The sequence below is a fragment of the Saccharothrix texasensis genome (assembly GCF_003752005.1).
In the GTDB taxonomy this organism is placed as follows: Bacteria; Actinomycetota; Actinomycetes; order Mycobacteriales; family Pseudonocardiaceae; genus Actinosynnema; species Actinosynnema texasense.
Genome location: NZ_RJKM01000001.1, coordinates 7,373,751 through 7,397,386 on the forward strand (window position 1 = coordinate 7,373,751; position 23,636 = coordinate 7,397,386).

Here is a 23,636-nt window from a genome sequence, read left to right on the forward strand (position 1 = left end):
GAAACGCGTAAAGGCCGCCTGACATCGGAGTCAGGCGGCCTTTACGCGTCACAACCGTGCGCGCTACTCGGTCAGGCCCTCGCGCAGCTGGCGGAGCGTCTTGGCCAGCAGCCGCGACACGTGCATCTGCGAGATGCCGACCTTCTGCGCGATCTGGGTCTGCGTCATGTTCCCGAAGAACCGCATCACCACGATCTTGCGCTCCCGCTCCGGCAGCTTCTCCAGCAACGGGTGCAGCGCCTCGCGCTGCTCGATCGCCTCCAGCTCCGGGTCCTCCTCGCCGAGCGTGCTGCCCAGCGAGATGGAGCTGTCGTCGGCCACCAGCAGGTCGTCCAACGACGCGCTGTGGTAGGCGTTGCCCGCCGCCAGCCCCTCGTGGATCTCCTCCCGGCTCAACCCCAGGTGCTGCGCCAGCTCGCTCGGCGTCGGCGCGCGCCCCAGCTGCTGCGACAGCCGCGCCGACCCCGCGTTGATCGCCAGGTGCAGCTCCTTGAGCCGCCGCGGCATGCGCACCGACCAGCTGGAGTCCCGGAAGTACTTCCGGACCTCGCCCATGATCGTCGGCACCGCGAACGACAGAAAGTCGCTGCCGCGCTCCGGGTCGAACCGGTCCACGGCGTTGATCAGCCCCACCGTGGCCACCTGCACCAGGTCGTCGTGCGGCTCACCGCGGTGGCCGAACCTCCGGGCGATGTGCTTGGCCACCGGCAGGTGCTCGGTCACCAGCTCGTCGCGCAGCCGCTCCCGCGCCGGGTCGTCCTTGGCGGTCGCGGCGAGCCGGACGAACAGCGGCGCCAGGTGGTCGTAGTCACCCTGGGTGCTGGACCGCGTCGTGCCCCCGTCCGTCCCCGTCACGCATCCACCGTCCCCAACGACCTCTTGACCAGGTCGATGTGCACCTCGAACGCCTCCGCCTGCGGCGCGACCCAGGTCGTCACGGAGTCGACCAGCGCGCTCAGCACCCGCCAGCCGAAGCTGTCCCGGTCCGGCGGCGCCGACCGCTGCGAGCCCACCTTGGTGAACACCTGCACCGAACCGTCCACCACGACGAACTGGGCGCTGAGCACCGCACCCTGGTCGGCCAGCGAGATCAGGGTCGAGCACGCCTCGTCGACCGCCAGCTTCAGGTCCTCGATGGAGTCAAGGTCGAAGTCCTGCCGCATGGCGATGTCCGCCGCCACGGCTCGGACGATCGACAGCTGCGTGGGGTCGGCCGCCATCCGCAACTCGACCCCGGCCAGGGCGTTATCCGACTCACCGCTTCGCGGCTCAGTGTGCGACACGCTCACCTCGTCGTCCGTTCTGTCTCGTTGTGCTGCTGAAGCTATCGGTACCCGAATTGATCGTCGTTCACACGTGTAACCCGCGCGCGCCCCGGGAAGACTGACTGTTGCACGACGGGGAGGCCCATTGACCGATCAACTCGCAGACCACCACTGGGGTGTCGAGTTCCCGGCCCAGCCCGGGCAGCTCGCGGTGGTCCGCGCCCGGCTCGACGCCTGGCTGGCTGCCGAAGGACTGACCGAAGACGACCGCTACGACCTGCTCCTCGCGGTCAACGAAGCCGCGAGCAACGCCGTGGAGCACGCCTACGGCCCGGACCAGCACGGCCTCGTCCACATCGAGGCCCACGCCGGACCCGACGGCAGCGTGCGCGTCGTGGTCACCGACCACGGCGGCTGGCGCGTGCCGCCGCCCACCCTGACCGCCCGCGGTCGCGGGCTGCTGCTGATGCGCGAGAACGTCGACGAAGTGCTGGTCGACCGGGGTGCGGGCGGCACCACGGTCACCCTCGTCCTCGCGCCGAGGCACACGTCGCGCGGCACGTTCGTGCCCGCGCCGGTGCCGGCCGATCCGGTCGACGTGACCGCGCGTGACGGCTGGGTGGAGGTGCACGTGCGCGGCGACGTGCCGGCGCACGCCGCGCCCGCCGTCCGCCGCCGCATCCTGACCGCCGCACGCGGCGGGACCGTACCGGTCGTCGTCGACCTGCGCGCGTTGGGCGAGCGCAGCGAAGGCCTGGTCCGCGGCCTGCGGGCGGTCGCCGAGGCGGCCGCGGCGGCGGGCAACCGGGTCGTCGTGCGCGCACCCGAAGACGGCCACGCCCGCCGCGCACTCGTCGCGGCGGGCGTGGACCAAGTCGTCGACCTGGTGCCGCACGTGTAGCCCCGCTCCGTCAACCTCCGCCGCTCAGCGGGACTCGTGGGACTCCAGCGCCTGCTCGACCGACTCGAACACGCTGAACACCCCACCCAGGCCGGTGGCGGCCAGCGGGCGGGTCACGGCGCGCGCCACGGCGACCACGCGGAACTCCGCGTCACGCCGCTTGGCGTGCTGCGACGCTTCCACCAGCACCGCCAGACCGGCGGAGCCGAGGAAGCTGACACCCGACAGGTCCAGCACCAGTGTGCTGCCCGCGTCGAGGTGGCGCAGCGACTCCGCCCGCAGCTGCGGCGCGGTGAGCATGTCGACCTCACCGCTCACGCCGACCACGGTGACGCCTTCGGCCGGGGTGCGCACGGCGAGCCCGAGCTGTCCTGCCCGCGGGCTGTCGACCGCGGCGGACTCGGCTCCGCTCGTCGCCACGACGTCCGGATCCTGAACCGTCACGAGGCACTCCTCTTCAGCTGGAACCGCTGGGTGGGAAGCCCGGACGCACGAAATGTGCGCGCAGCACTCAACAGCAGCGTGGCGGAAACGTTTCCCCGCTAGCCGGACTTCCCGGCGCGGCTGTTGGCTCAACCGCTGCGCCACCCACCGTACGTAGCCCGTGGCGACACCACAAGCCGCGTGGGTGGCGCCCTGATAGGCCCCAGTGTAGTGGGCCGTTCGGTGTGCGGCGGACGACGGACGGTGAACGGTTTGGTACCGCCAGGGCGGGCTACACCTCGGGGGAAGCGTTCCCGAACGCCGCGCGCAACTGGGCGACGCAACCGCCCGCCGGTCGAGACCGGGCACGGATGAGGAGGTGGTCTCGACCACAGTCGCGCAGAATCGGGTGACGGGGATAACGCCGCGAGAGCCGTGAGCGACAACCCCGGTGGAGGGATTTCACATGAGCACCAGAACGGAAACCGAGTCCGAGCCCGCGAAGCGCGGGGCGGCGCGTGCCGGCGCCACAGGCGCGGCGCCGCTGCCCACAGCCCCGTGCAGCGTGGTCTGGAGCAAGGGCCACGCCTACGTGCTCGAAGGTTTCCGGGCCCGCTGGGTCGGCGTCGACGACCGAGGTCGTCCGCAGGCGCTCAGCGGTGACGAACTCCAACGCCGCGGCTGGAGCCGCACCCGGTCGAACAACTGAGCGGGACCGCGCGCGAGCCCGCCGGGCCCGCACCGCGAGTCGACCACCGGTGCACGCCGGGCGGCCATCTACAGTGCGGACGTGTCGCACGATCCAGCCGACCGGCTGCTGACCATCCCGAACGCGCTGAGCGTGTTGCGGCTGCTCGGCGTGCCCCTGTTCCTGTACCTGCTGCTCGGGCCGCACGCCGACGGCTGGGCGCTGGTCGTGCTCGTCGCGGCGGGCCTGTCCGACTGGCTCGACGGCAAGATCGCCCGCTGGCTCGACCAGGCCAGCAAGCTCGGCGCCCTGCTCGACCCGGCCGCCGACCGCCTCTACATCCTCGCCACGCTGCTCGCGTTCGTCGTGCGCGGCATCGTGCCCTGGTGGGTGGCGGCGGTGCTGGTCGGCCGCGAGCTCGTGGTCGGGGTGTGCCTGCCCGTGCTCAGGTCCCGCGGCTACGGCCCGTTCGAGGTCAACTACCTCGGCAAGGCGGCCACGTTCAACCTGCTGTACGCGTTCCCCATGCTCCTGCTCGCCCAGGGCGCCTCGACCGCCGCGCAGATCGCCCGTCCGGTGGCGTACGCGTTCATGGTCTGGGGAGGAGCCTTGTACCTGTGGTCGGGCGTGCTGTACGTCTACCAGTTCACCCTCGCGATGCGCCGACGGCCGGGTGTCGCGCCGGCCTGAACGCCGACGTGGGAAGATCCGGCGGAGCGTTGATCCACCGTCATTGAAGGAGCACACCGCGGTGATTCCCGAGGAGCTCAAGTACACCGAGGAACATGAGTGGGTGCTGCGCACCGGTGAGGACACCGTGCGCGTGGGCATCACCGACTACGCCCAGGAACAACTGGGTGACGTCGTGTTCGTCCAGCTCCCGGAACTCGGCGAGCAGGTCGCCGCCGGGCAGACGCTGGGTGAGGTCGAGTCGACCAAGAGCGTGTCCGACATCTACGCGCCGCTCGCCGGCGAGGTCGTGGCCCGCAACGACTCGCTCGACCAGCAGCCCGACCTGGTGAACTCCGACCCGTACGGCGAGGGGTGGATGGTGGAGCTGCGGCTGGAGGACCCCTCCGCGGTCGACGACCTGCTCGACGCCGCCGCGTACCAGGAGCTGGCGGCCGCGGAGTGACGTCGATCTTCCGACGGCTCTTCGGTCGGTGGGGGAGCCGCTCCTCAGACCAGGGTTCGGGCACGATAGGTTCTAGCGGTCTCGACGGTTCCAGCAGCAGGAGGAGAGCTCAGGTGAGCACGAACGACGGGCCAGGCGTTCCGCCCGAGCAGTCCCCGGAGCGGACCTCCGTTTTCCGGGCCGACTTCCTCGCCGAGGTCGAGGGCGCCGAGGCGCCCGCCCAGGAGCCGGCCGTCGCGGGTGTCGACGCACTGCCCGCCGGATCGGCGCTGCTCGTGGTCAAGCGCGGCCCCAACGCGGGGTCGAGGTTCCTGCTGGACCGCGACACCACCAGCGCGGGGCGGCACCCCGACAGCGACATCTTCCTCGACGACGTGACGGTCTCCCGCCGCCACGCCGAGTTCCGCCGCGAGGGCGGCGAGTTCGTGGTCATCGACGTGGGCAGCCTCAACGGCACCTACGTCAACCGCGAGCCCGTCGACCAGGCGGTGCTGGCGAACGGCGACGAGGTGCAGATCGGCAAGTTCCGCCTCGTGTTCCTGACCGGTCCGGGCGCCGGGGGCCAGGGGGCCTGAGCGATGGGGCTCCGGTGACGGCGGCCGGGCGGCCACGCGGGGTGTTGAGCATCGGGGCGGTGCTGGCCCAGCTGCGGCCCGACTTCCCCGACGTCACCATCTCCAAGATCCGATTCCTGGAGTCGGAGGGCTTGGTCCGCCCGGCGCGCACGGCCTCGGGGTACCGGCAGTTCACGTCCGCCGACGTGGACCGCCTGCGGTACGTCCTGTCCGCACAACGGGACAGGTACCTGCCGCTGAAGGTCATCAAGGAGCAGCTGGACGCGGCCGACCAGAAGGCGACGCGCGGGGTCGACCTCACCCCGGCCGCCGGGCACCGGGTCACCCGCGAAGACCTGCTGGCGCGGGCGGGCATCGAGCCGGGCGTGTTGGCGGACCTGGAGCAGCACGGCCTGATCAGGCCGGGTGCGGGCGGGTTCTACGACCACGAGGCGGTGCAGATCGCGTCCACCGTGCGGGCGATGGCCGAGCACGGGCTGGAGGCGCGCCACCTGCGCCCGTTCCGCGCCGCGGCCGACCGAGAGGTCGGGCTGGTGGAGCAGGTCGTCGGCGCGGGGCGCCAACCGCGCGAACGTGACGAGGTCGTGCGGGAGTTGGCGGCGCTGTCCGTAACGCTGCACACACTCTTGGTGAAGGTGGGCCTGCGTGACGTCGTCGGACGCCCGGTTTCGCCGAGGTGAACGCGTGTCCGCATCGTGATCGGAAGCGGGCGGGCGGTTGCGCACAGGGCCCGCTTGGCGGGTAGCGTCGAAAGAGTACGTGGGGGATCCTCGTTGGTAGCGGGGACGCCAGAATTTCAGCGCGCTGAGGGAGGCGAGACCCGATGAGCGAAATGCGCGTCGTCGGCGTGCGGGTGGAACTGCCCGCCAACCAGCCGATCCTGCTGCTGCGCGAAACCGAGGGCGAACGGTACCTGCCGATCTGGATCGGATCGGTCGAGGCCACGGCGATCGCGTTGGAGCAGCAAGGTGTCCGTCCTGCCCGGCCGTTGACGCACGACCTGCTCAAGGACGTCATCGGGGCACTCGGCCGGCAGTTGGAGCAGGTGCGGATCACGGACCTGCAAGAAGGCACGTACTTCGCCGAGCTGGTCTTCGACGGCGACATCCGGGTGTCCGCGCGGCCGAGCGACTCGGTGGCGCTGGCGCTGAGGATCGGCGTGCCGATCCACGCGGAGGAGTCGGTGCTGGCGGAAGCCGGCCTCATCATCCCGGACGAGCAGGAGGACGAGGTCGAGAAGTTCCGGGAGTTCCTCGACTCCGTCTCGCCCGAGGACTTCCGCGGCGCGGACACGTAGGTCCGAGTCCGTCCACCCGGGTCCGGGCCCCGCTCCAGGTCGATCGGTGGCCGCGGTCCGGGGGTCCGGAGTCCTGGCGTGCCCCGTCGGCCCCTGCGACCGCGTCCGTTCGCTCCGCGCACCCGGGAATCGGCCCCTTGGTGGCGTCACGCCCGGCTGGGGACAAGCGGGTCGGGTGCTTGACAGAACCGATGGGGTCGGCGGCGTCGTGAAGGGCCGGGCCGTGCGGTCCCGAGCCGTGAACGGCGTCTCGCGGGCGTGTGCGGTCCGTTGTGGATCGGGTCCACGTGATCCCTCCGAGGGTCACGCGGGCGGGTTACACAACGTCAACCTTGATCGGCTAAACGATCACTAAACGTCACCCGAATGGCTTACGACGGCCGACTCTCTCAACCTCAACCTCACGTTGAGGTCAGACACGTCCCGCGCGTCGCGTTGACCTGCCCCCTAGGCGGTCTTACCGTCGAACTCAGGTGAATTGCCACGGTGTGATTCGGACACCGCGGCGGCTTCACGTTGGTCGCCGGTCGTCGTGACCGGACCGAGGGGAGGCAGGCGTGGTCGAGGAAGCGCCCATCCGGGCCGGATCCGGCGAACAGGGTGAGCTGTTCCCGGACTCCTCGCTGCCGGACGAACTGGTCGGGTACCGCGGCCCCGCCGCGTGCCAGATCGCGGGCATCACCTACCGCCAGCTGGACTACTGGGCGCGCACGGGGCTGGTCAACCCGACGATAAGGAGTGCCCAGGGCTCCGGCAGCCAACGGCTCTACTCGTTCAAGGACATCCTGGTCCTCAAGGTCGTCAAGCGGCTGCTGGACACCGGTGTCTCGTTGCAGAACATCCGGGTCGCGGTCGACCACCTGCGTCGCCGCGGCGTGCAGGACCTGGCCCGGATCACGCTGTTCAGCGACGGCACCACCGTCTACGAGTGCACGTCGCCGGAAGAGGTGGTCGACCTGCTCCAGGGCGGCCAGGGGGTGTTCGGGATCGCCGTCTCCGGCGCGATGCGGGAGATCAGCGGCACGATCCACGACTTCCCCGCCGAACGGGCGGACGGCGCGGAGATCGTGGAGCCGGCCAACGACGAGCTGTCCCGTCGCCGCCGGACCAGGGCCATCGGCTGACCGGGCCTGCCGGCGGGCAGGTGACGAGCGGCGCCACGCGGTGAGATCCACGTCGCGCCGGCGGTACCGCTCACCCACCTGCCGGGTACGATTTCGCGCGTAGTCGCTTTATCCCGTGCGGGAGAGTCCGAGCCAGTCTCGGCGCCGAAGGAGCAAATCCTCCCCGGAACCTCTCAGGCGCAAGGACCGTGCGGGTGAGACGCCTCTGGAAAGCGGGTCGGCCACCACCGACCGACCCCGCCGACGGTGCAAACCCGACAGCCGGGTGAAGCTCTCAGGCGCCCGACGCCGGGCAGAAGACAGAGGGGGAGGGCAACGGCAGAAGTCTGTCCGGAGCCCTGGAGGCCAGCACCGATGACGCAGGACCGCATCCCCCTCGCCGCACTCGAGCACGGCACCCCGTTCGCCGACCGGCACGTGGGCCCGCGGCCCGCCGAGCTGGCCCGCATCCTCGACGTGATCGGCGTCGGCTCGCTGGAGGAACTCGCGCAGCACGCCGTCCCCGAGTCGATCCGGGAGCGCGACCTGGTGCTGGACCTGCCCGCGCCCGCCACCGAGACCGAGGCGCTGGCCGAGCTGCGCGCCCTCGCCGCGCGCAACCGCCCGATGACGCAGATGATCGGGCTCGGCTACTACGGCACCACCACGCCGCCGGTGATCCGCCGCAACGTGCTGGAGAGCCCCGCCTGGTACACGGCTTACACGCCGTACCAGCCGGAGATCTCCCAGGGCCGCCTCGAAGCGCTGCTCAACTTCCAGACCATGGTCGCCGACCTGACCGGTCTGCCGCTGGCCAACGCGTCGATGCTGGACGAGTCCACCGCCGCCGCCGAGGCGATGACGCTGGTCCGCCGCGCGGGACGGTCGAAGTCGACCAAGTTCGTGGTGGACGCCGACACGCTGCCGCAGACGCTGGCCGTCATCGAGACGCGCGCCGAGCCGCTGGGCATCGAGATCGTCACCGCCGACCTGTCGCAGGGCATCGAGGGCCTCGGCCTCGGCGGCGACTTCTTCGGCGTGCTGCTGTCCTACCCCGGCGCGTCCGGCGTGGTGCGCGACCACGCGGCGGTCGTCGAGGAGATCCACAAGGCCGGCGCGCAGGCCGTCGTCGCCGCCGACCTGCTGGCGTTGACGCTGCTGCGCCCCCCGGGCGAGATCGGCGCGGACGTGGTCATCGGCACCACGCAGAGGTTCGGCGTGCCGATCGGGTTCGGCGGGCCGCACGCGGGGTACATGGCCGTGCGCCAGGGCTTGGAGCGGCAGCTTCCCGGCCGGCTCGTCGGCGTGTCCGTGGACGCCGACGGCTCGCTCGCCTACCGCCTCGCGCTGCAGACGCGTGAGCAGCACATCCGCCGGGAGAAGGCGACCAGCAACATCTGCACCGCGCAGGTGCTGCTCGCGGTGATCGCGTCGATGTACGCGGTGTACCACGGCCCCGAAGGGCTGAAGGCCATCGCGACCCGCGCCCACCGGATGGCGACCGTGCTGGCCGCCGGGCTGCTGGAGGGCGGCGTCGAGGTCGTGCACGGCGAGTTCTTCGACACCGTGCGCGCCCGCGTGGAGGGCCGCGCCGCCGCCGTCGTCTCCGCCGCCCGCGACCTCGGCGTGAACCTGTGGCAGGTCGACGACGACGTGGTGTCGATCGCGTGCGACGAGACCACCACGCGCGAGCACCTCGTCGCGGTGTGGCAGGCGTTCGGCGTGACGGTCGGCGACGTGGACGGCCTGGACGCCGACACCGCCGACGGCATCCCCGCCGACCTGCGCCGCACCAGCGACTACCTGACCCACCCGGTGTTCCACGCGCACCGCTCCGAGACCGCGCTGCTGCGCTACCTGCGCGCGCTGTCGGACAAGGACGTGGCGCTGGACCGCAGCATGATCCCGCTGGGCTCGTGCACGATGAAGCTCAACGCCACGGCCGAGATGGAGCCCGTGACGTGGCCGGAGTTCGCCGACCTGCACCCGTTCGCGCCCGCGTCGGACGCCGCCGGCCTGCTGACGATCGTCGCGGACCTGGAGCGGTGGCTGGCCGAGGTGACCGGCTACGACGCGGTGTCGTTGCAGCCCAACGCGGGCAGCCAGGGCGAGTTCGCGGGGCTGCTGGCGATCCGCGCCTACCACCTGGCCAACGGCGACTCGCACCGCGACGTGTGCCTGATCCCGTCGAGCGCGCACGGCACCAACGCCGCTTCCGCCGTGATGGCCGGGATGCGGGTCGTGGTCGTCAAGTGCGACGACCGCGGCAACGTGGACGTCGAGCACCTGCGTTCGACGATCGACGCGCACCGCGACTCGCTGGCCGCGATCATGATCACCTACCCGTCGACGCACGGCGTGTACGAGGACACCGTGCGCGAGGTGTGCGGGCTGGTGCACGACGCGGGCGGCCAGGTGTACGTGGACGGCGCGAACCTCAACGCGCTGATCGGCCTGGCGCGGTACGGCAAGTTCGGGTCGGACGTGTCGCACCTGAACCTGCACAAGACGTTCTGCATCCCGCACGGCGGCGGTGGCCCGGGCGTCGGGCCGATCGGCGTGCGCTCGCACCTGGCGCCGTTCCTGCCGAACCACCCGCTCCAGCCGGCGGCCGGCCCGGCGACCGGTGTCGGCCCGATCAGCGCCGCGCCGTGGGGTTCGGCGTCGATCCTGCCGATCTCGTGGGCGTACGTGCGGATGATGGGTGGCGACGGGCTGCGGCGGGCGACGTTGACCGCGGTGGCGGCGGCGAACTACGTGGCGCGCCGGTTGGACGAGCACTTCCCCGTGCTCTACACCGGCGAGGGCGGTTTCGTGGCCCACGAGTGCATCCTCGACCTGCGGCCGATCACCAAGGCGACCGGTGTGACGGTGGACGACGTGGCGAAGCGGCTGGCCGACTACGGGCTGCACGCGCCGACCATGTCGTTCCCGGTGGCGGGCACGCTCATGGTGGAGCCGACGGAGAGCGAGGACCTGGCCGAGATCGACCGGTTCATCGACGCGATGATCGCGATCCGGCACGAGATCGACCGCGTCGGCTCGGGCGAGTGGCCGGCGGACGACAACCCGCTGCGCAACGCGCCGCACACGGCGGCCTGCATCGCGACCGAGTGGGACCACCCGTACAGCCGCGAGGTGGCGGTGTTCCCGGCGGGCGCCTCGGCGCCGAAGATCTGGCCGCCGGTGCGTCGCATCGACGGCGCCAAGGGCGACCGCAACCTGGTCTGCTCCTGCCCGCCGGTCTCGGCCTACGGCGGCTGACCGAGGACGCGTGGCGGGCCACCGACCGAAAGGTGGTGGCCCGCCGTCCCGGTCCGCGACCGGCGGACCGGGGTTGGTTAGAGTCCGCCGGATGAGCCTGGTGACCGTTCGTGATCACGTCTACCTGGTGGGCCACTCGTCCAGTGGGACGCCGAAGGTCGAGGACATCGTCCGGGAGGACGGAGCCGGCCCGGTCGACGTCGACCTGTTGCAGGCTCTCGAGGTCAACGCGCTCGCTCCGGCGGCTCCGCACGCGGTCAAGCACGGCACTCGCCTGCTGGAGCTGGCGTTGGTCACCTCGTACCTGAGGACCACGACCGCCGGCGCCTTCGTGCTGCGCGCCGATGAGTTCAGGTCGAGCGCGCGCCGCATCAAGTCGTTCGTGACCGAGGCCGTGGGCTTGGGGATGCTGACCGAACGCGTCCGGAACACGGAGGGCATCAGCCGGTTCGGGCCGCTGTACGACTTCGACGCCTTGCCCGCCACGTCGGCGGGGCGGTTCGCCCGCTCCGGGGTGCGGCCCGACCTCCTGTTCGCCTTGAAGGGCCAGTGGCTCGCCGGTGAGGCGCGCGGGCGGACGGAACGACGGCCGGTCAGCGTGACGAAGGAACCGTGGGATCGCCTGAACGCGCTGTTGCCGTGGGCGCAGGCCCACGGCGATCACCCGTTGGTGATGACCTGGTGCTACCTCGCCGGCACGGACGTCACCGTCGACGTCTACCGCAAGGCCGGCTCGGAGCAGCGGCTCCCGCTCGACTTCACCGGCCGGCGGGACGGGGAGGCGGAAGCACCGGCGGTCGGGTCGCCGGGTGATCGGCGGTCGGGAGACGGCGACACCGAGTACCTCTTCGAGCAGGTGCTCACCACTCGGGCGCGGGTCGAGGAGCAGTTGTACCGCAGCGCGCCACCGACCGGCATCCGCGCCGCGGACCGGCCGTTGCGCGGTGGTTGGGCGCCCTCCGACCTCCTCGCGGGAGAGCCCGGAGCGCTGTTCCTCGGTGTGCTGGAGCGTCCGGTCGGCCCGGTGGAGGGGCTGCGGACCGCTTCCGCGCTCGCGGACCGCGGGACCGACCGCGGGAGCGGTCTGTCCGTGCTGGTCCGCGAGCGGCTGGTCCTCGCCGTGGCGGCCGGGAGGACCGGGCAGCCGTGGGACCTGCTCGGTGGTCAGCGCAGCTCGTAGTCCAGTTCGAACCGGCCCGGCTCGCCCTGCGGCCACGTGAGCCGGCCCGTGCCCGTGAGGCCGGTGAGGTCGCCGGTGGCGGAGGTGACGGTGAACGTGCCGGTGGCGACGCCGTTGCGGTAGTCGCCGGTGTGGTGCAGGACGAAGCTGCCCTCGCGGCCGTTCAAGGTGCCCGTGACGACCTCGTAGCCGGTGGAGGCGCAGGAGCCGTCGTCGGTGTAGGACATGACGAAGCGCAGGTCGCCCGCGGCTTCCAGGTCACCGGTGTAGGCGGTGGTCATGCCGCCGACCGTCTGCTTCGGGCCGGTGACCTCGTCGTGGCGCCTGCCGTCCCACGTGTGCTCGTCCCAGCTCTTCATCTCGGCGTTGGCCTGTGCGGTGCTCATGGGAGTCAGCTTGTCGGGCGTACCTGACAGCTCCTGTCAGGATGGGGCGATGCGTGCCAGCCGGTTGTTGTCCCTGCTCCTGCTGCTCCAGTCGCGCGGCCGGATGACGGCGCGGGAGTTGGCGGACGAGTTGGAGGTCTCGGTCCGGACCGTCTACCGCGACGTGGAGGCGCTGGGCGCGTCCGGCGTGCCCGTGTACGCCGACCGCGGCCCGGCGGGTGGCTACCAGCTCGTCGACGGCTACCGCACCCGGCTCACCGGGCTGACCACCGAGGAGGCCGACTCGCTGTTCCTGGCCGGCCTGCCCGGCCCGGCGGCGGAGCTGGGGTTGGGCGCGGTGGTGGCGGCGGCGCAGCTCAAGGTGCTCGCCGCCCTCCCGCCGGAGCTGCGGTCGCGGGCCGCGCGGATCCGGGAGAGGTTCCACCTGGACGCGCCCGGCTGGTTCCGCGGCGCCGAGGGGACGCCGCACGTGGCGGGGATCGCGGAGGCGGTGTGGCAGCAGCGGCGGCTGCGGATCCGGTACGTGCGGTGGGCCCGGGTCGAGGTGGAGCGGACGGTGGAGCCGCTCGGGCTCGTGCTCAAGGCGGGCACCTGGTACCTCGTGGCCCGGACCGACGGCCTGCGCACCTACCGGGTCTCCCGGGTGCTGGAGCTGACCGCGCTCGACGAGTCGTTCGACCGCCCGGAGGGGTTCGACCTGGCCGGGTACTGGGCCGACTGGTCGGAGCGGTTCGAGGAGCGCATGTACCCGATGCGGGTGACGGTCCGGATGACGCCGAACGGTCTCCAGAGCGCCCGGGTGCTGCTCGGCCTCGTCGCGGCGCGCGAACTCGACGACGTCGAACCCGAAGGCGAGTGGACGACGGTCCGGGTGCCGGTCGAGTCGCTGGAGCACGCGCTGGTGGACCTGCTCCGCCTCGGTCCCGAGGTGGACGTGCTGGAACCGCCGGAGCTGCGCGACCGCGTCATCGCCAGGATCGCCGCGATGGCCGCCGTCTACCGGCGGTGACCGCGCGACCCCGGGACGGGGGAGGACCGAGCGGCTCCCCCGTCCCGGTGACCGGTTACCCGACGGACGCGGTGGCGCCGTTGAAGTTGCAGATGGTCGGCGCCATCACCTCGGCGGGGCTGCCCCAGCCGGCGCACTGGTAGGACGAGTGGCCGTACCAGTCGTGGCCGAACTCGTGGGCGGCCAGGAGGGCGTCGTCGTTCACGCCGCCCATGTAGAGCGCGATCCGCTGGCCCGCGCCCCAGTTGCAGCCGACGACCCGGCTGCCGCCGCCGCAGTCGGTGATGTAGCCGTTGCGGCACTCGACGGGGGTGCCGCTGGAGCTCTCGGTCAGCCCGCTCCACGCCCGCGCGCCGGTGCGGATGGCCGACGCGTAGGGCGAGCAGGAGCTGAGGATGCGGTACGTCCGGGCGTTCGGCACGGGCCACGCCGCCACCGAGGGGTCGGACAGCGCGTTCGCGGGCGCCGCCACCGCTAATTCCACCACGCTGGTGGCGTGCCCTTCCCCGGTGAACGCGCTTTGCGAGCTGGGCGCGACGAGAACGGCGAGCACCAGCGCCAGCAGGGCAGGCGCCAAGAAGAGTTTCCTCATCTTGTTCGTCCTTTCGTGTGCAGGGATCTCGACGTTGTGCAGGGACGTCGAAGCACTCGAAGTTACGAGACCATTGGTCGGGAATCAACCGGCTCGGCACGCGATTGGGCGGCGAATAACGATCAATTAGTGGCCACCGGCCAGGTGCGATCCGATTCCGGGAAAGATCGGAAATGATTCGGGTGTGAATTTAACAGGTCGAATGACGCACCGCGGTCCTTCGTTCGGCGCACTTCGACGCGATGTCGCCACGCGCCGCAGCCGCGGTGCGCGGTGAACGGGTCACCGCCGCGACCGCTGCCGCCGTTCGAGTGCCTCGCCGGGCCGCCGGCGGTCGCGGTGGGCAGCCGATCAAGCCGCGCCGAGCCGCGTCGACCCGTGCCGGTCGCGGCTAGTCAGCCGAGAGGAGCTGCCCGAGCGCGGCGTCCACGCCGCGGCCGTCCTCGACCACCGACAGCGTGCCGCCGGTGGACCGGGCCAGTTCCGACAGCGGCGCGCGTTCCGGGTCGGGGCCGAGCGCGATCACGCTGATCGCGATGTCCTTGCCCGGCTGCTTGATCGACGCGAGCCGCGACGTCAGCTCCTCGAACGTGAGCCCGCCGTCGTTCACGCCGTCGGTGAGCACCACGATCCGGTTGCGCTTGCCGTCCTGGTGCTCGGCCAGCATCCGCTCGTACAGCGCGAGCACGCTGGTGTAGAGCTGGGTGGCGCTGCGCGGGGCCAGCTCGGCGACGCCGTCCAGCAGCGCCTGCCGCTGGGTGGCGACCGGCCCGGTGGCCACGAGCTGCCGGTACGGCTTGTCGCCGTCGAGCTGCCGGGAGAACTCCCACAGCCCGAGCGACCCGGACACCGACCGGTTGACCTGCCCGGACAGCGCCTGCTTCACCCACTCCATCCGGCTGCGGCCCTCGCCGCCGGGTTCCTCCATCGACTTCGACGTGTCCACGAGCACGGTGACGACCTGGCCGCCGTCCGCGGTCGCCCACGCGGCCGAGATCTGCTGGGTCGTGTTCGCGTCGGCGGGCGTGAGGGTGTCCGTGACGGCGGCCCAGCGGATGCCGGGCGACGGCTTGGGCCGCTCGGTCGTCGCGTCGACCCGGAGGCCCGCGGCGGCCAGGATCTTCTGCTGGTCCGGTTCGTGCAGGAACTCCCGGAACGCCTGCGCCGCGCGCACCTGGGCCTCGCCGACCCAGTCACCGGCCAGCGGCACGAACGGGAAGTCCGCGATCGGCGTCGGCCCGCCCGCCGCCACCCCGTACAGGGGCTGCGACGGCGGCGTGCCGCTGTCCTTGCCGGTGTTGTGCCGGTACAGGTCCACCTCGAACACCGGCACCGCGCTGAACCCCGCCGCGTTCACCGCGACGCCGTCGGACAGCGTCTTCAACGCCTCCCACGTGCTCGCGGGCGTCTGCTCGGGCTTGGACGACGACAACCGGCCCATCGTGCTCTTCACCGGGTCCAGCGCCAGCATCTCGGTGGTGACGGGGCCCTTGCCCTCGGGGCTCGCGCCGGCCAGCGCCGACTGCACGGCCATCGCGGTGGCCGTGTTCGCCGTCGGGTCGGGCATGGCGACGGTGAACCGGCCCCACTCGGGGTGCCCGAACCGGCCCCAGCCGTCGGCCGCGCCCGCGAGGTCGGGCAGGTCGGTCCAGCGGAACCCGGAGCCGGACTGCACCGCCTGCGCCGCGTCCTGGTGCAGGGCGAGCAGGACGGGGCTGGCCGCGATCGACTCGGGCACCGCGCCGAGCAGGGCGGCGTTCTGCGCGCCGAGCCGGTTCGCCCACAGCATCGAGTCGGTGACCCACGCGTGCGGCCGTTCGCCGATCTCGGCGGTGTCCCAGCCCTGGGTGAGGCCTTCGAGGACGACCTCGGAGTCGATCGACTGCACCTCGACCTGGATGCAGTGGTCGTAGACGACGGGCCGCTGCCTGCTCCACGCCTCGGCGACCTGCTTGACCGCCTCGGCGACGCTGGGCGTCGAGGCGACCCGGAGCAGCGCGTGGCCCTCGTCGCAGTCGCCCGCCTGGGCCGCGGCACGGCGGTCCACGAGCCCGCCGACCCAGTTCCAGCCGAGCCACCCGAGCACGAGGAGGACCACCAAGCCGACGATGGCCACGGGCCACGTCGCGATGCCGCGCCGCACCTTCGTCCGCAGCGCGCGGTGTCGAGACATCGTCTTCCCTCTCAGCGTCCGACCGGGTACGGCTGGCGAATCCCGACCGGCGTCACGCTAACAGGTGCGGTCGGTGGCCCGGGTGAAGTCACTCCAGGTCATCGAGCGGGCACGGGGGCTTCGGCGAGCACCCGGCTCAGCTCGATCAGCCTGGCTCTCAGCGGCGCGGCGTCCTCGGCGAACGCGCTCTGCCGCCGAACGTACTCGGCGCGACCTTCGGGGGTCTCGATCCGCACCGGCTCGTAGCCGAGCTCGGCCAGGTCGTACGGGCTGGCCCGCATGTCCAGCTCGCGGATCCGCACGGCCAGCTCGAAGCAGTCCGCGACGAGCTCCGACGGTGTCGCCGGGTCCAGCTTGTAGGCCCACTTGAACAGGTCCATGTTGGCGTGCAGGCAGCCCGGCTGCTCCAGGTCGACCTGGGTCTCGCGGGTCGGCTGCACCGCGTTGCGCGGCCGTGCGTCGGGGGTGAAGAAGCGGAACGCGTCGAAGTGCCCGCACTGCACCCGCTGCGACTCCACCACCCGGTCGGTGCCCTCGCTGCCCAGCCGCAACGGCCACGCGTCGTGCCGCACCTGCTCCGGCCGCTGCCGGTAGACCATCGCCCACTCGTGCAGCCCGAAGCAGCCGAGCCGGGGCGCGCGGCCGGCGGTCGCGGCCAGCAGCCGCCCGGCGAACTCGATCGTGTTGGCCCGTTCCCGCGCGAACGCCTCCACGTCCAGCGTCACCCCGTCGGGGGTGCGCCGGTAGACGGGCCACTTCAGGTAGGCGAGCGCGGCGTCGCCTTCCAGGACCACGCCGGGCCCGGGGTGCCAGCGCTCCAGCCGGGACGGGCGGTGCGAGTAGTAGGAGAACAGGAAGTCCAGCACGGGGTGCTTGCGGCCGGCGGCCTTGCGCTCGTGGTGCGGCCCCGTCCACCGGCGCATCCGGGCCGCGTGCGCGTCACGGCGCGCGGTCCACTCGGATTGCGACAGGACGGCCCCCACAACGCATCAGGGTACTTCGCCCCGGTCGGAGGCGGTCCCGAGCCCGCCGACGGGTCCACTCCACGCTAAAAGGTCCGGTGTCGGCGGCGTCCGACGGGCAAGGTGTGGACCATGTCCAGGGGGTGGGTGCGGCTCCAGGCCGTCGTGGTGTCCGGTTCGGTGGCCGAAGGCCTGATGTTGTCGGTGTTGCCGTGGATCGCGGCGACCATCACGTCCGACCCGCGGCAGCTGTCGCTGGTCAACGTGGTGGGCCAGGCGCCGTGGCTGGTGTTCTCGCTGTTCGCGGGCGTGTTGATCGACCGGGTGCGGCGCAGCACGGTGCTGACGTGGGCCTACGCGGTGCAGGGGTGCGCGGCGCTGGCGCTCGCGGTGGCGGGTGTGACGGACGCGCTGAGCCTGCCGCTGCTGGTGGTGCTGGCGTTCGTGGTGACGTCCGCGCAGGTGCTCGGTGACGGCACGACGGGCGCGCTGGTGCCGGAGGTGGTGGAGCCGGGCCGGTTGCCGGCGGCGAACACGCGGCTGATGCTGATCGACCGGGGCGTGGTGCAGTTCGTGGTGCCGCCGGCGGCGGGTTTCCTGGTGGCGTTCGGCCTGGGCACGCCCGCGTGGGTCGCCGTCGCGGCCGCGCTGGTGGCGTTGGCGCTGGTCCGGGGGCTGCGTTCGGCTCGCTCGACGCCGTCGACCACCAAGCACCCGTTGCGCGACATCGGGGAGGGGCTCAAGTTCCTGGTCGGCACGCGGTTGTTGCTGTCGATCACGGTGGCGGTGGCGCTCGGGTCGTTCGCGGCGAGCGCCACGATGTCGATGTTCGTGCTGTACGCGAGGGACCTGCTCGGGCTCGGCGCGGTCGGCTACGGCGTGATGCAGGCGGCGATGGCGGCCGGGTGGGTGGCGTCGTCGTTCGTGGTGGCCCGGGTGGTCGACCGGCTGGGGTACGCGTGGTCGATGCGGCTGGCCCAGGTCGGGATGGTGGTGACCATCGCGCTGTTCGTCCTGCTGCCGCCGTGGGCGTGGGCGATCGGGGCGCTGATGTTCGCCCAGTCGGCGACCGTGATCGTGTGGAACGTCTGCTCGCAGTCCAGCCGGCAGCGCTTCACACCGCCCGCCCTGCTGGGGAGGGTCCTCACCAGCCACCGCGCGCTGGCCTGGGGGCTGACGCCGCTGGGGGCGCTGGCGGGCGGGTTCGTGGCGGCCGGGTTCGGCGTGCGCGCGGTGTGGGTGATGGCCACGGTCGTGCAGGTGGGCGCCCTGATCACCGCCTGGCGGGGACTCTCGCCCCGGGCGTTCCGGGAAGCGGAACTGGTCGCCGCCGGCCGCTGACGCCCACCGGCCGCGCTGCGCAGGGGTCCTCGCCCGGGAGCCCTGTTCTCATTCCGCCGGCGGGGTCCGGCAACGTCGGGCCGGTCGGGGTCGCGCCGGGGTGTCAGAGCGGGGGGACCAGGCCGGGGAACTTGCGCGCCCCCACGCAGTGCGGGCACTCGCGGCCGTTGTCGACGGTTCGCGGCGCGCCCCCGATGACCGCGGAGGTCGGGTTGGCGATGAAACCCGCCCCGCCGCACAGGTGGCAGATGGTGCGGGGTTCCGAGGTCACGCCGAACAGGTCGTCCTCGTCCTCGACGTCGTCGTCGTCGTCGTCGAACCCGTCCTCGTCCTCTTCGGGGTCGAAGTCGTCTTCCTCGTCGTCGTCCTCACGCGGATCCACGTGACCAACCGTAGTGGGGTGGGACCGGGCACGCCCCGGCGGACCGGTCCCACCCGCGCGGTCAGGGGCGTTGCCCGACCTGGTCCACCACGGCCTGCGCGGTGATGGCGTGGAAGTTCGTGCCGAGCAGCTCGTAGGTCCGCGCGTCGAACACGACCGTCACCGGCTCGGCGTCCGGTGACGCGCCCGGCGGCACGGGCCAGGTGATGCCGACCCCCGGCCTGCCCGCCGCGTCACGCGCGTCCCGCACCACCGACAGCCCCGGCACGCGGGCCGCCGCCTCGTACAGCGCGGCCCTGGTCAGCGGCGGCAGCAGCGACTCGTTGATCAGGGCGAGGACGTCCTTGCCGCGCGCGTTGACGCTGCCCGGCTCGCCACTGGCATTCGCGTCGAGGTGGGCCAGCATCCCGTCCACGTCGGTCGGCAGGTCGGACCGGTACGCCGGCCGCGGCTCGCACGGCTCCGTGCCGAGCACCACCGCGGGGTCCTTGAACACGTCCCGCTGCCCGCCCACGCACCCCGGCAGCCGTGACGTCGAGCCGTCGTGGTTGGTCAGCAACCCGTCGTGGACACCGTCCACCGACAGCCAGATCTCCCGCGCCGGATCACCGCCCGCCTCACTGCGCGTGTAGACGAACTGGTCCGGGCGCGGCGGCGCGGCCGGATCGGCGCGGGCCGCCCTGGCGGCGAACGCCAGCAGCCGCACGGGGTCGGTCACCGGTTCGGCCTCGACCGCCGCGGCCGACGACGCGGTGGTCAGCGCCTGACCACCCGGGGCAGGCCGACCGGAGGGCAGCAGCGTGATCGTCGCCGCGACGGCCGCCGCCAGCCCGACCACCGACGCGCCGACCAGCGCGTACCTCGACCGGCGCTTGCGCAGCCGCACCGGTCCCCGCTCGGCGATCCCGGCCAGCAGCACCGCCCGCGCGGGCGCCAGCGCCGCCTCGTCCGGCAACGGCGTCTCGTCGCCCATCTCGCGCAGCAACCGCAGCTCATCCATTGTTCAGCAACTCCTCGACCTCGGTGGGGTTCTGCCCGCCCAACGCCTCCCTGACCTTGCGCCGGGCCCGGTGCAAGCGGGACCGCACCGTGCCGACGGGGATCGCCAGCGCGGCCGCGACCTCCTCGTAGGCCAGCTGTTCCCAGGCCACGAGCAGCAGCACGTCGCGGTCTCCGGCGGTCAGCCCGGCCAGCGCCCCGGCCAGCCGGGAGCGCACGGCCCACGCGGCCACCTCGGCGGTCTCCGCCGAGCGCTCCCGGTGCCGGCGGGCCTCGTGCCTGCGGTGCCGGCCGACGAGGTTCGTCGCGATGCCGTAGAGCCACGGCCGGGCGTCCGGTCGAGCCCGGTCGTAGCGCTGCCGCTTGTCGAACGCGGTCAGGAACGTCTCGGCGACGAGGTCGTCCGCGACCTGGGCGCCGAGCCTGCGCTCGAGGTACCGCCGGATGTGCGGCGCGTGCCGGTCGAAGATCGCCGCGAAGGCGTCCGGCTCGTGCCGCGACCGGTCGATGATCTCGGCGTCGGTGGGTGTCATGGTGGCCTTTCCGGCTGGTTCCCGGTGAAGGGCGGTCACCTGTTGTCCGCCGGCCGGCTCGATCGGGTTCACGGTGTGAGCGGAAGTTGACCGGTGTGTGAGGACCCCTGGGGTAGCAAGGACACCCATAAGCGATCAGGGGGAGCAAGTGGACAAGGTGAACGCAGTGCCGCGCCGTCGTCCCGGCGGCGCGGTCGAAGGCCGGATCCTCACCACGCCGGTGGGGCTGGCGTTCCCGCGCGACGTCACGTTCGAGTCGTGGGAGCAGGCGGGGCAGCGGATCTCCCGCATCGCCAGCTCGTCGGCGTGGTACCTGGGCGACTGGCTGGTCTTCGGCCAGGACAGGTACACCGACCGGTACCGCCGGGCGGTCGAGGCCGTGGGACTGGACTACCAGACGTTGCGCAACTACGCGTGGATCGCGCGCAAGTTCGAGCCGTCACGGCGGCGGCAGGGCCTGCCGTTCCAGCACCACGCCGAGGTCGCGGCGCTGCCGCCGGCCGAGCAGGACGAGTGGCTCGACCGGGCGCAGCGGGAGAGCTGGTCCCGCACGGCGCTGCGCCGGGCGCTGCGGGAGAGCCGCCACCCCGGTTCGAAGCCGGAGCGGGTGGTGATGCCGCGGGTCAACGCGGGCAGCGACGCGGTGGACCGGTGGCGGCGCGCCGCGATGGCCGCCAACGCCGACTTCGAGGCGTGGATCGTGACGGCCCTCGACCGCGCCGCCGACCAGGACCTCGAACTGGTCAGCGTGCCGCCGCCGGCGGAGCTGTCGGCGGAGCGGGAGTACGTCGGCCTGCCCGCTGTGCGGCCCGCGTCGTGATCCGCCGGTTGCCGGGGCGGTAGGGGCCGCCGGGGTGGTGCGGGCGCCGGGATCTGTGGCGCCCGCACCACCCGTCACAGCTCGCGGCGCACGTGCGTGCCGTCCCGGACGGTGCCGACGTACTCCTCGACCAGGTCCTCCAACGCCACCAGGCCCCGCACGACGCCGTCGGCCGACACGGCCTGCGCCAGGTGGCTCTGCGAGCGCCGCAGCGCCGCCACCGCGTCGTCCAGGGTCGCGTCCACCGGCACCCGGGGCAGGCCGCGCACCCGGCTCGGCGGCACCCGCGTGGCCGGGTCGGCGTGCGCCAGGTCCAGCACGTCCTTCACGTGCAGGTAGCCGATCAGCCGCTGGTCCTCGCGCACCGGGAACCGGGAGAAGCCGGTGGCCGACACGGCGGCCTCCACCTCCTCCATGGTCGGCCGCGACGGCACCGACGTGATCCGGTCCAACGGCACCAGCACGTCGGCCACGGTCCGCTCGGCCGACGACAGGGTCTGCGTCAGCCGCCGGTGCTCGGAGTCCTCCAGCAGGCCCTCCTGCCGCGACTGGCCGATCAGCAGGGCCAGCTCGTCGCGCGTGTAGGCCGACTCCAGCTCGTCCCTCGGCGTCACGCCGACGAGCTTCAGCACCGCCGTCGACACCACGGTGAACCCGCGCAGCAGCGGCGCGACCAGCCGGCAGAACCAGTAGTGCGCGGGCACCAGCAGCAGCGCGGTGCGCTCGGGACCGGCGATGGCCAGGTTCTTCGGCACCATCTCGCCCAGCACGGTGTGCAGCGCGACGACGATGATCAGCGCCAACGCGAACGCCACGCCGTGCCGCACCGCGTCCGGGACGCCGACGCCGTGGAACGGCGCCTCCAGCAGCGCCGCCACCGCCGGCTCGCCCAGCGCGCCCAGACCGAGCGAGCACAGCGTGATGCCGAGCTGCGCGCCCGCGATCAGCAGCGGCAGCTCGCGGCCCGCCTTGATCACCGTGCGGGCCCGGCTGCCGCCCTGCTCGGCCAACGCCTCCAGCCGGTCGCGGCGGGCGGTGATGATGGCGAACTCGGCGCCCACGAAGAACGCGTTGCCCGCCAGCAGCAGGAAGATCACCAGCACGATCACCGGGGCACCTCCGACCGGTCCGGTCCCGACGGGTCGAGCGCCGACGGGTCGGCCGCGGGGTCGACCCTGGCCACCCGCAGCTCGGCCACCCGGTGCCGGTCCATCTGCACCACGGTGATCCGCCAGTCGTCCACCCTGATCTCGTCACCCGCGTCGGGGATGCGGCCGAGCCGGGCCAGCACCAGGCCGGCCACGGTCTCGTAGTCGCCCTCGGGCATCCGGAACCCGGTCGCCTCGGCGACCTCGTCGTCGCGCAGCAGCCCGGACACCAGCCACGCCTCGCCGCCGAGCCGCCGCACCGGCGAGGTCTCCCGCCGGTCGTGCTCGTCGCGCACGTCGCCGACGATCTCCTCGACCAGGTCCTCCAACGTGACCAGGCCCGCCGTGCCGCCGTACTCGTCGACGACCAGCGCCGTCTGCAGGCCCGAGGCGCGCAGCCGGTCCAGCAGCGCGTCGCCCTCCAACGTGGCGGGCACCGTCTGCACCGGCCGGGTCAGCGCCGACACCGGCGTGGTCGCCCGCTGCGACCGGGGCACCCCGAACGCCTGCTTGACGTGCACGATGCCGCGCACCTCGTCCAGGTCGCCGGTGTAGACGGGGAAGCGGGAGAACCCCGTCTCCCGCGCCTTCGCCACCAGGTCCAGCACGGTCGCGTCCGAGCGCAGCGACTCGACCCGCACGCGCGGCGTCATCAGCTCCTCCGCCGTGCGGTCGCCGAAGCGCAGCGAGCGGTCCAGCAAGGTCGCCGTGCTCGGGTCGAGGGTGCCCTGCTCGGCGCTGGAGCGGATCAACGCGCCGAGCTCCTGCGGCGAGCGGGCCGACGCCAGCTCCTCCGCGGGTTCGACGCCGAGCCGCCGCACCAGCCAGTTCGCGGTGCCGTTGAGCAGGCTGATCAGCCACTTGAACACCGCCGAGAACCCGGCCTGCACGCCGGCGACGGCACGCGCGGTCTCCAGCGGCTTGGCGATGGCCAGGTTCTTCGGCACCAGCTCGCCGAACACCATCGACAGCGACGTGGCCAGCGCCAGCGCCAGCGTCAACGCGATCGGCCCGGCCGCGGCCGGGGGCACGCCGACGCCGGTCAGCGCGGGGGAGATCAGCTCGGCGATGGCGGGTTCGGCGATGTAGCCGGTGATCAGCGTGGTGATGGTGATCGCCAGCTGCGCGCCGGAGAGCTGGAACGACAGGGACCGGTGCGCCTTCTCCACGGTCCGGGCCTTGGCATCACCCACTTGGGCGACGTGTGCCTCGACCGTGCTGCGTTCCAGCGCGGTCAGGGAGAACTCGGCGGCGACCGCGATGAACGTGCCGATGGTGAGGACCACCACGGCGGCGAGGCCGAGCAGGCTGAACAGGATGGTCATCGGGCCCACCGGTGGTGGGCCGGGTGGGGCTGGCAGCCGGGTATCGGACCCGGCTCGGTACTGCAGCCCGGGGACTGCGCGTCGCGCACGGAAGAGATCACTCCTCGTGAGGGGTGGTCGAACGGTGTCCAGAAT

25 protein-coding genes and 1 riboswitch are annotated in these 23,636 nt (G+C 72.5%); of the genes, 13 read left to right on the plus strand and 12 right to left on the minus strand.

Going from position 1 to position 23,636, the window contains the following annotated elements:
* Positions 1–63: 63 nt before the first annotated feature.
* Both EDD40_RS33110 and EDD40_RS33115 read right to left on the minus strand, forming a co-directional pair.
* Positions 64–855: a SigB/SigF/SigG family RNA polymerase sigma factor gene (locus EDD40_RS33110; protein WP_123746404.1), complete on the minus strand. Its 792-nt coding sequence runs from the start codon at positions 853–855 to the stop codon at positions 64–66.
* A complete protein-coding gene (locus EDD40_RS33115) occupies positions 852–1,283 on the minus strand; it encodes an ATP-binding protein (RefSeq protein ID WP_246037995.1) in 432 nt (143 codons plus the stop codon). Before EDD40_RS33115 ends, EDD40_RS33110 begins: the two co-directional genes overlap by 4 nt.
* Positions 1,284–1,410: 127 nt before the next feature.
* Here EDD40_RS33115 and EDD40_RS33120 point away from each other — a divergent pair, with 127 nt between their 5' ends.
* Positions 1,411–2,166: an ATP-binding protein gene (locus EDD40_RS33120; protein WP_123746406.1), complete on the plus strand. Its 756-nt coding sequence runs from the start codon at positions 1,411–1,413 to the stop codon at positions 2,164–2,166.
* Between the two features lie 24 nt (positions 2,167–2,190).
* Here the strand turns inward: EDD40_RS33120 and EDD40_RS33125 are convergent, their stop codons facing one another.
* Positions 2,191–2,610 (minus strand): STAS domain-containing protein, encoded by a 420-nt coding sequence (locus EDD40_RS33125; RefSeq protein ID WP_123746407.1) that lies wholly within the window; start codon positions 2,608–2,610, stop codon positions 2,191–2,193.
* Positions 2,611–3,055: 445 nt separating this feature from the next.
* Here EDD40_RS33125 and EDD40_RS33130 point away from each other — a divergent pair, with 445 nt between their 5' ends.
* The 9 genes from EDD40_RS33130 to EDD40_RS33170 all read left to right on the plus strand — a co-directional run bounded on the left by EDD40_RS33130 (position 3,056) and on the right by EDD40_RS33170 (position 11,831).
* Positions 3,056–3,298 (plus strand): hypothetical protein, encoded by a 243-nt coding sequence (locus EDD40_RS33130; RefSeq protein ID WP_123746408.1) that lies wholly within the window; start codon positions 3,056–3,058, stop codon positions 3,296–3,298.
* Positions 3,299–3,379: 81 nt separating this feature from the next.
* A complete protein-coding gene (gene clsA, locus EDD40_RS33135) occupies positions 3,380–3,967 on the plus strand; it encodes a cardiolipin synthase ClsA (protein WP_236594398.1) in 588 nt (195 codons plus the stop codon).
* Positions 3,968–4,028: 61 nt separating this feature from the next.
* Positions 4,029–4,412 (plus strand): glycine cleavage system protein GcvH, encoded by a 384-nt coding sequence (gene gcvH, locus EDD40_RS33140; protein ID WP_123748469.1) that lies wholly within the window; start codon positions 4,029–4,031, stop codon positions 4,410–4,412.
* Between the two features lie 113 nt (positions 4,413–4,525).
* Positions 4,526–4,987 (plus strand): glycogen accumulation regulator GarA, encoded by a 462-nt coding sequence (garA, locus tag EDD40_RS33145; RefSeq protein ID WP_033427969.1) that lies wholly within the window; start codon positions 4,526–4,528, stop codon positions 4,985–4,987.
* A 14-nt stretch (positions 4,988–5,001) separates the two neighbouring features.
* Entirely contained in the window at positions 5,002–5,667 is a 666-nt protein-coding gene (gene ftsR / locus EDD40_RS33150; protein ID WP_123746410.1) for a transcriptional regulator FtsR, read from the plus strand.
* Positions 5,668–5,810: 143 nt separating this feature from the next.
* Positions 5,811–6,284 carry a bifunctional nuclease family protein gene (locus tag EDD40_RS33155; RefSeq protein ID WP_053720858.1) on the plus strand — a complete coding sequence of 158 codons (474 nt, stop codon included), beginning with the start codon at positions 5,811–5,813 and terminating at the stop codon, positions 6,282–6,284.
* A gap of 557 nt (positions 6,285–6,841) precedes the next feature.
* Positions 6,842–7,408, plus strand: a complete 567-nt coding sequence (locus EDD40_RS33160) for a MerR family transcriptional regulator (protein WP_123746411.1) — start codon at positions 6,842–6,844, stop codon at positions 7,406–7,408.
* Positions 7,409–7,516: 108 nt separating this feature from the next.
* Positions 7,517–7,607, plus strand: a riboswitch (glycine riboswitch).
* Between the two features lie 155 nt (positions 7,608–7,762).
* Positions 7,763–10,651 (plus strand): aminomethyl-transferring glycine dehydrogenase, encoded by a 2,889-nt coding sequence (gene gcvP, locus EDD40_RS33165; RefSeq protein ID WP_123746412.1) that lies wholly within the window; start codon positions 7,763–7,765, stop codon positions 10,649–10,651.
* Between the two features lie 91 nt (positions 10,652–10,742).
* On the plus strand, positions 10,743–11,831 hold the full coding sequence (locus EDD40_RS33170; RefSeq protein WP_123746413.1) for a hypothetical protein: 1,089 nt from the start codon (positions 10,743–10,745) through the stop codon (positions 11,829–11,831).
* Here EDD40_RS33170 and EDD40_RS33175 read toward each other — a convergent pair.
* Positions 11,816–12,217, minus strand: coding sequence for a DUF3224 domain-containing protein (locus tag EDD40_RS33175; RefSeq protein WP_123746414.1), 402 nt, complete (start codon positions 12,215–12,217; stop codon positions 11,816–11,818). The genes EDD40_RS33170 and EDD40_RS33175 overlap by 16 nt on opposite strands.
* Before the next feature lie 49 nt (positions 12,218–12,266).
* On the opposite strand from EDD40_RS33175, the gene EDD40_RS33180 reads away from it, so the two are divergent.
* A complete protein-coding gene (locus tag EDD40_RS33180) occupies positions 12,267–13,226 on the plus strand; it encodes a helix-turn-helix transcriptional regulator (protein ID WP_123746415.1) in 960 nt (319 codons plus the stop codon).
* A 55-nt stretch (positions 13,227–13,281) separates the two neighbouring features.
* Here EDD40_RS33180 and EDD40_RS33185 read toward each other — a convergent pair whose 3' ends face one another.
* The 3 genes from EDD40_RS33185 to EDD40_RS33195 all read right to left on the minus strand — a co-directional run bounded on the left by EDD40_RS33185 (position 13,282) and on the right by EDD40_RS33195 (position 16,914).
* Positions 13,282–13,818, minus strand: a complete 537-nt coding sequence (locus EDD40_RS33185) for a hypothetical protein (protein WP_123746416.1) — start codon at positions 13,816–13,818, stop codon at positions 13,282–13,284.
* Between the two features lie 391 nt (positions 13,819–14,209).
* The gene (locus tag EDD40_RS33190) at positions 14,210–15,991 is read right to left on the minus strand and encodes a substrate-binding domain-containing protein (protein WP_123746417.1); all 1,782 of its coding nucleotides are present in this window, start codon (positions 15,989–15,991) and stop codon (positions 14,210–14,212) included.
* Between the two features lie 98 nt (positions 15,992–16,089).
* Positions 16,090–16,914, minus strand: a complete 825-nt coding sequence (locus tag EDD40_RS33195; RefSeq protein ID WP_236595222.1) for a 3-methyladenine DNA glycosylase — start codon at positions 16,912–16,914, stop codon at positions 16,090–16,092.
* Between the two features lie 171 nt (positions 16,915–17,085).
* On the opposite strand from EDD40_RS33195, the gene EDD40_RS33200 reads away from it, so the two are divergent.
* Complete coding sequence (locus tag EDD40_RS33200; protein WP_123746419.1) at positions 17,086–18,294, plus strand: MFS transporter; 1,209 nt, start codon at positions 17,086–17,088, stop codon at positions 18,292–18,294.
* 103 nt (positions 18,295–18,397) lie between these two features.
* Here EDD40_RS33200 and EDD40_RS33205 read toward each other — a convergent pair whose 3' ends face one another.
* The 3 genes from EDD40_RS33205 to EDD40_RS33215 all read right to left on the minus strand — a co-directional run bounded on the left by EDD40_RS33205 (position 18,398) and on the right by EDD40_RS33215 (position 20,208).
* Complete coding sequence (locus EDD40_RS33205; RefSeq protein ID WP_123746420.1) at positions 18,398–18,676, minus strand: hypothetical protein; 279 nt, start codon at positions 18,674–18,676, stop codon at positions 18,398–18,400.
* 61 nt (positions 18,677–18,737) lie between these two features.
* Complete coding sequence (locus EDD40_RS33210) at positions 18,738–19,676, minus strand: CU044_5270 family protein (protein WP_123746421.1); 939 nt, start codon at positions 19,674–19,676, stop codon at positions 18,738–18,740.
* Positions 19,669–20,208 (minus strand): RNA polymerase sigma factor, encoded by a 540-nt coding sequence (locus EDD40_RS33215; RefSeq protein WP_123746422.1) that lies wholly within the window; start codon positions 20,206–20,208, stop codon positions 19,669–19,671. The genes EDD40_RS33210 and EDD40_RS33215 overlap by 8 nt, the downstream gene beginning before the upstream one ends.
* A gap of 157 nt (positions 20,209–20,365) precedes the next feature.
* Here EDD40_RS33215 and EDD40_RS33220 point away from each other — a divergent pair, with 157 nt between their 5' ends.
* The gene (locus tag EDD40_RS33220; RefSeq protein ID WP_281277825.1) at positions 20,366–21,028 is read left to right on the plus strand and encodes an LmbU family transcriptional regulator; all 663 of its coding nucleotides are present in this window, start codon (positions 20,366–20,368) and stop codon (positions 21,026–21,028) included.
* Positions 21,029–21,102: 74 nt separating this feature from the next.
* Here the strand turns inward: EDD40_RS33220 and EDD40_RS33225 are convergent, their stop codons facing one another.
* A complete protein-coding gene (locus tag EDD40_RS33225; protein WP_123746423.1) occupies positions 21,103–22,137 on the minus strand; it encodes a hemolysin family protein in 1,035 nt (344 codons plus the stop codon).
* Positions 22,134–23,501 (minus strand): hemolysin family protein, encoded by a 1,368-nt coding sequence (locus EDD40_RS33230; protein WP_123746424.1) that lies wholly within the window; start codon positions 23,499–23,501, stop codon positions 22,134–22,136. The genes EDD40_RS33225 and EDD40_RS33230 overlap by 4 nt, the downstream gene beginning before the upstream one ends.
* Positions 23,502–23,636 lie beyond the last annotated feature (135 nt).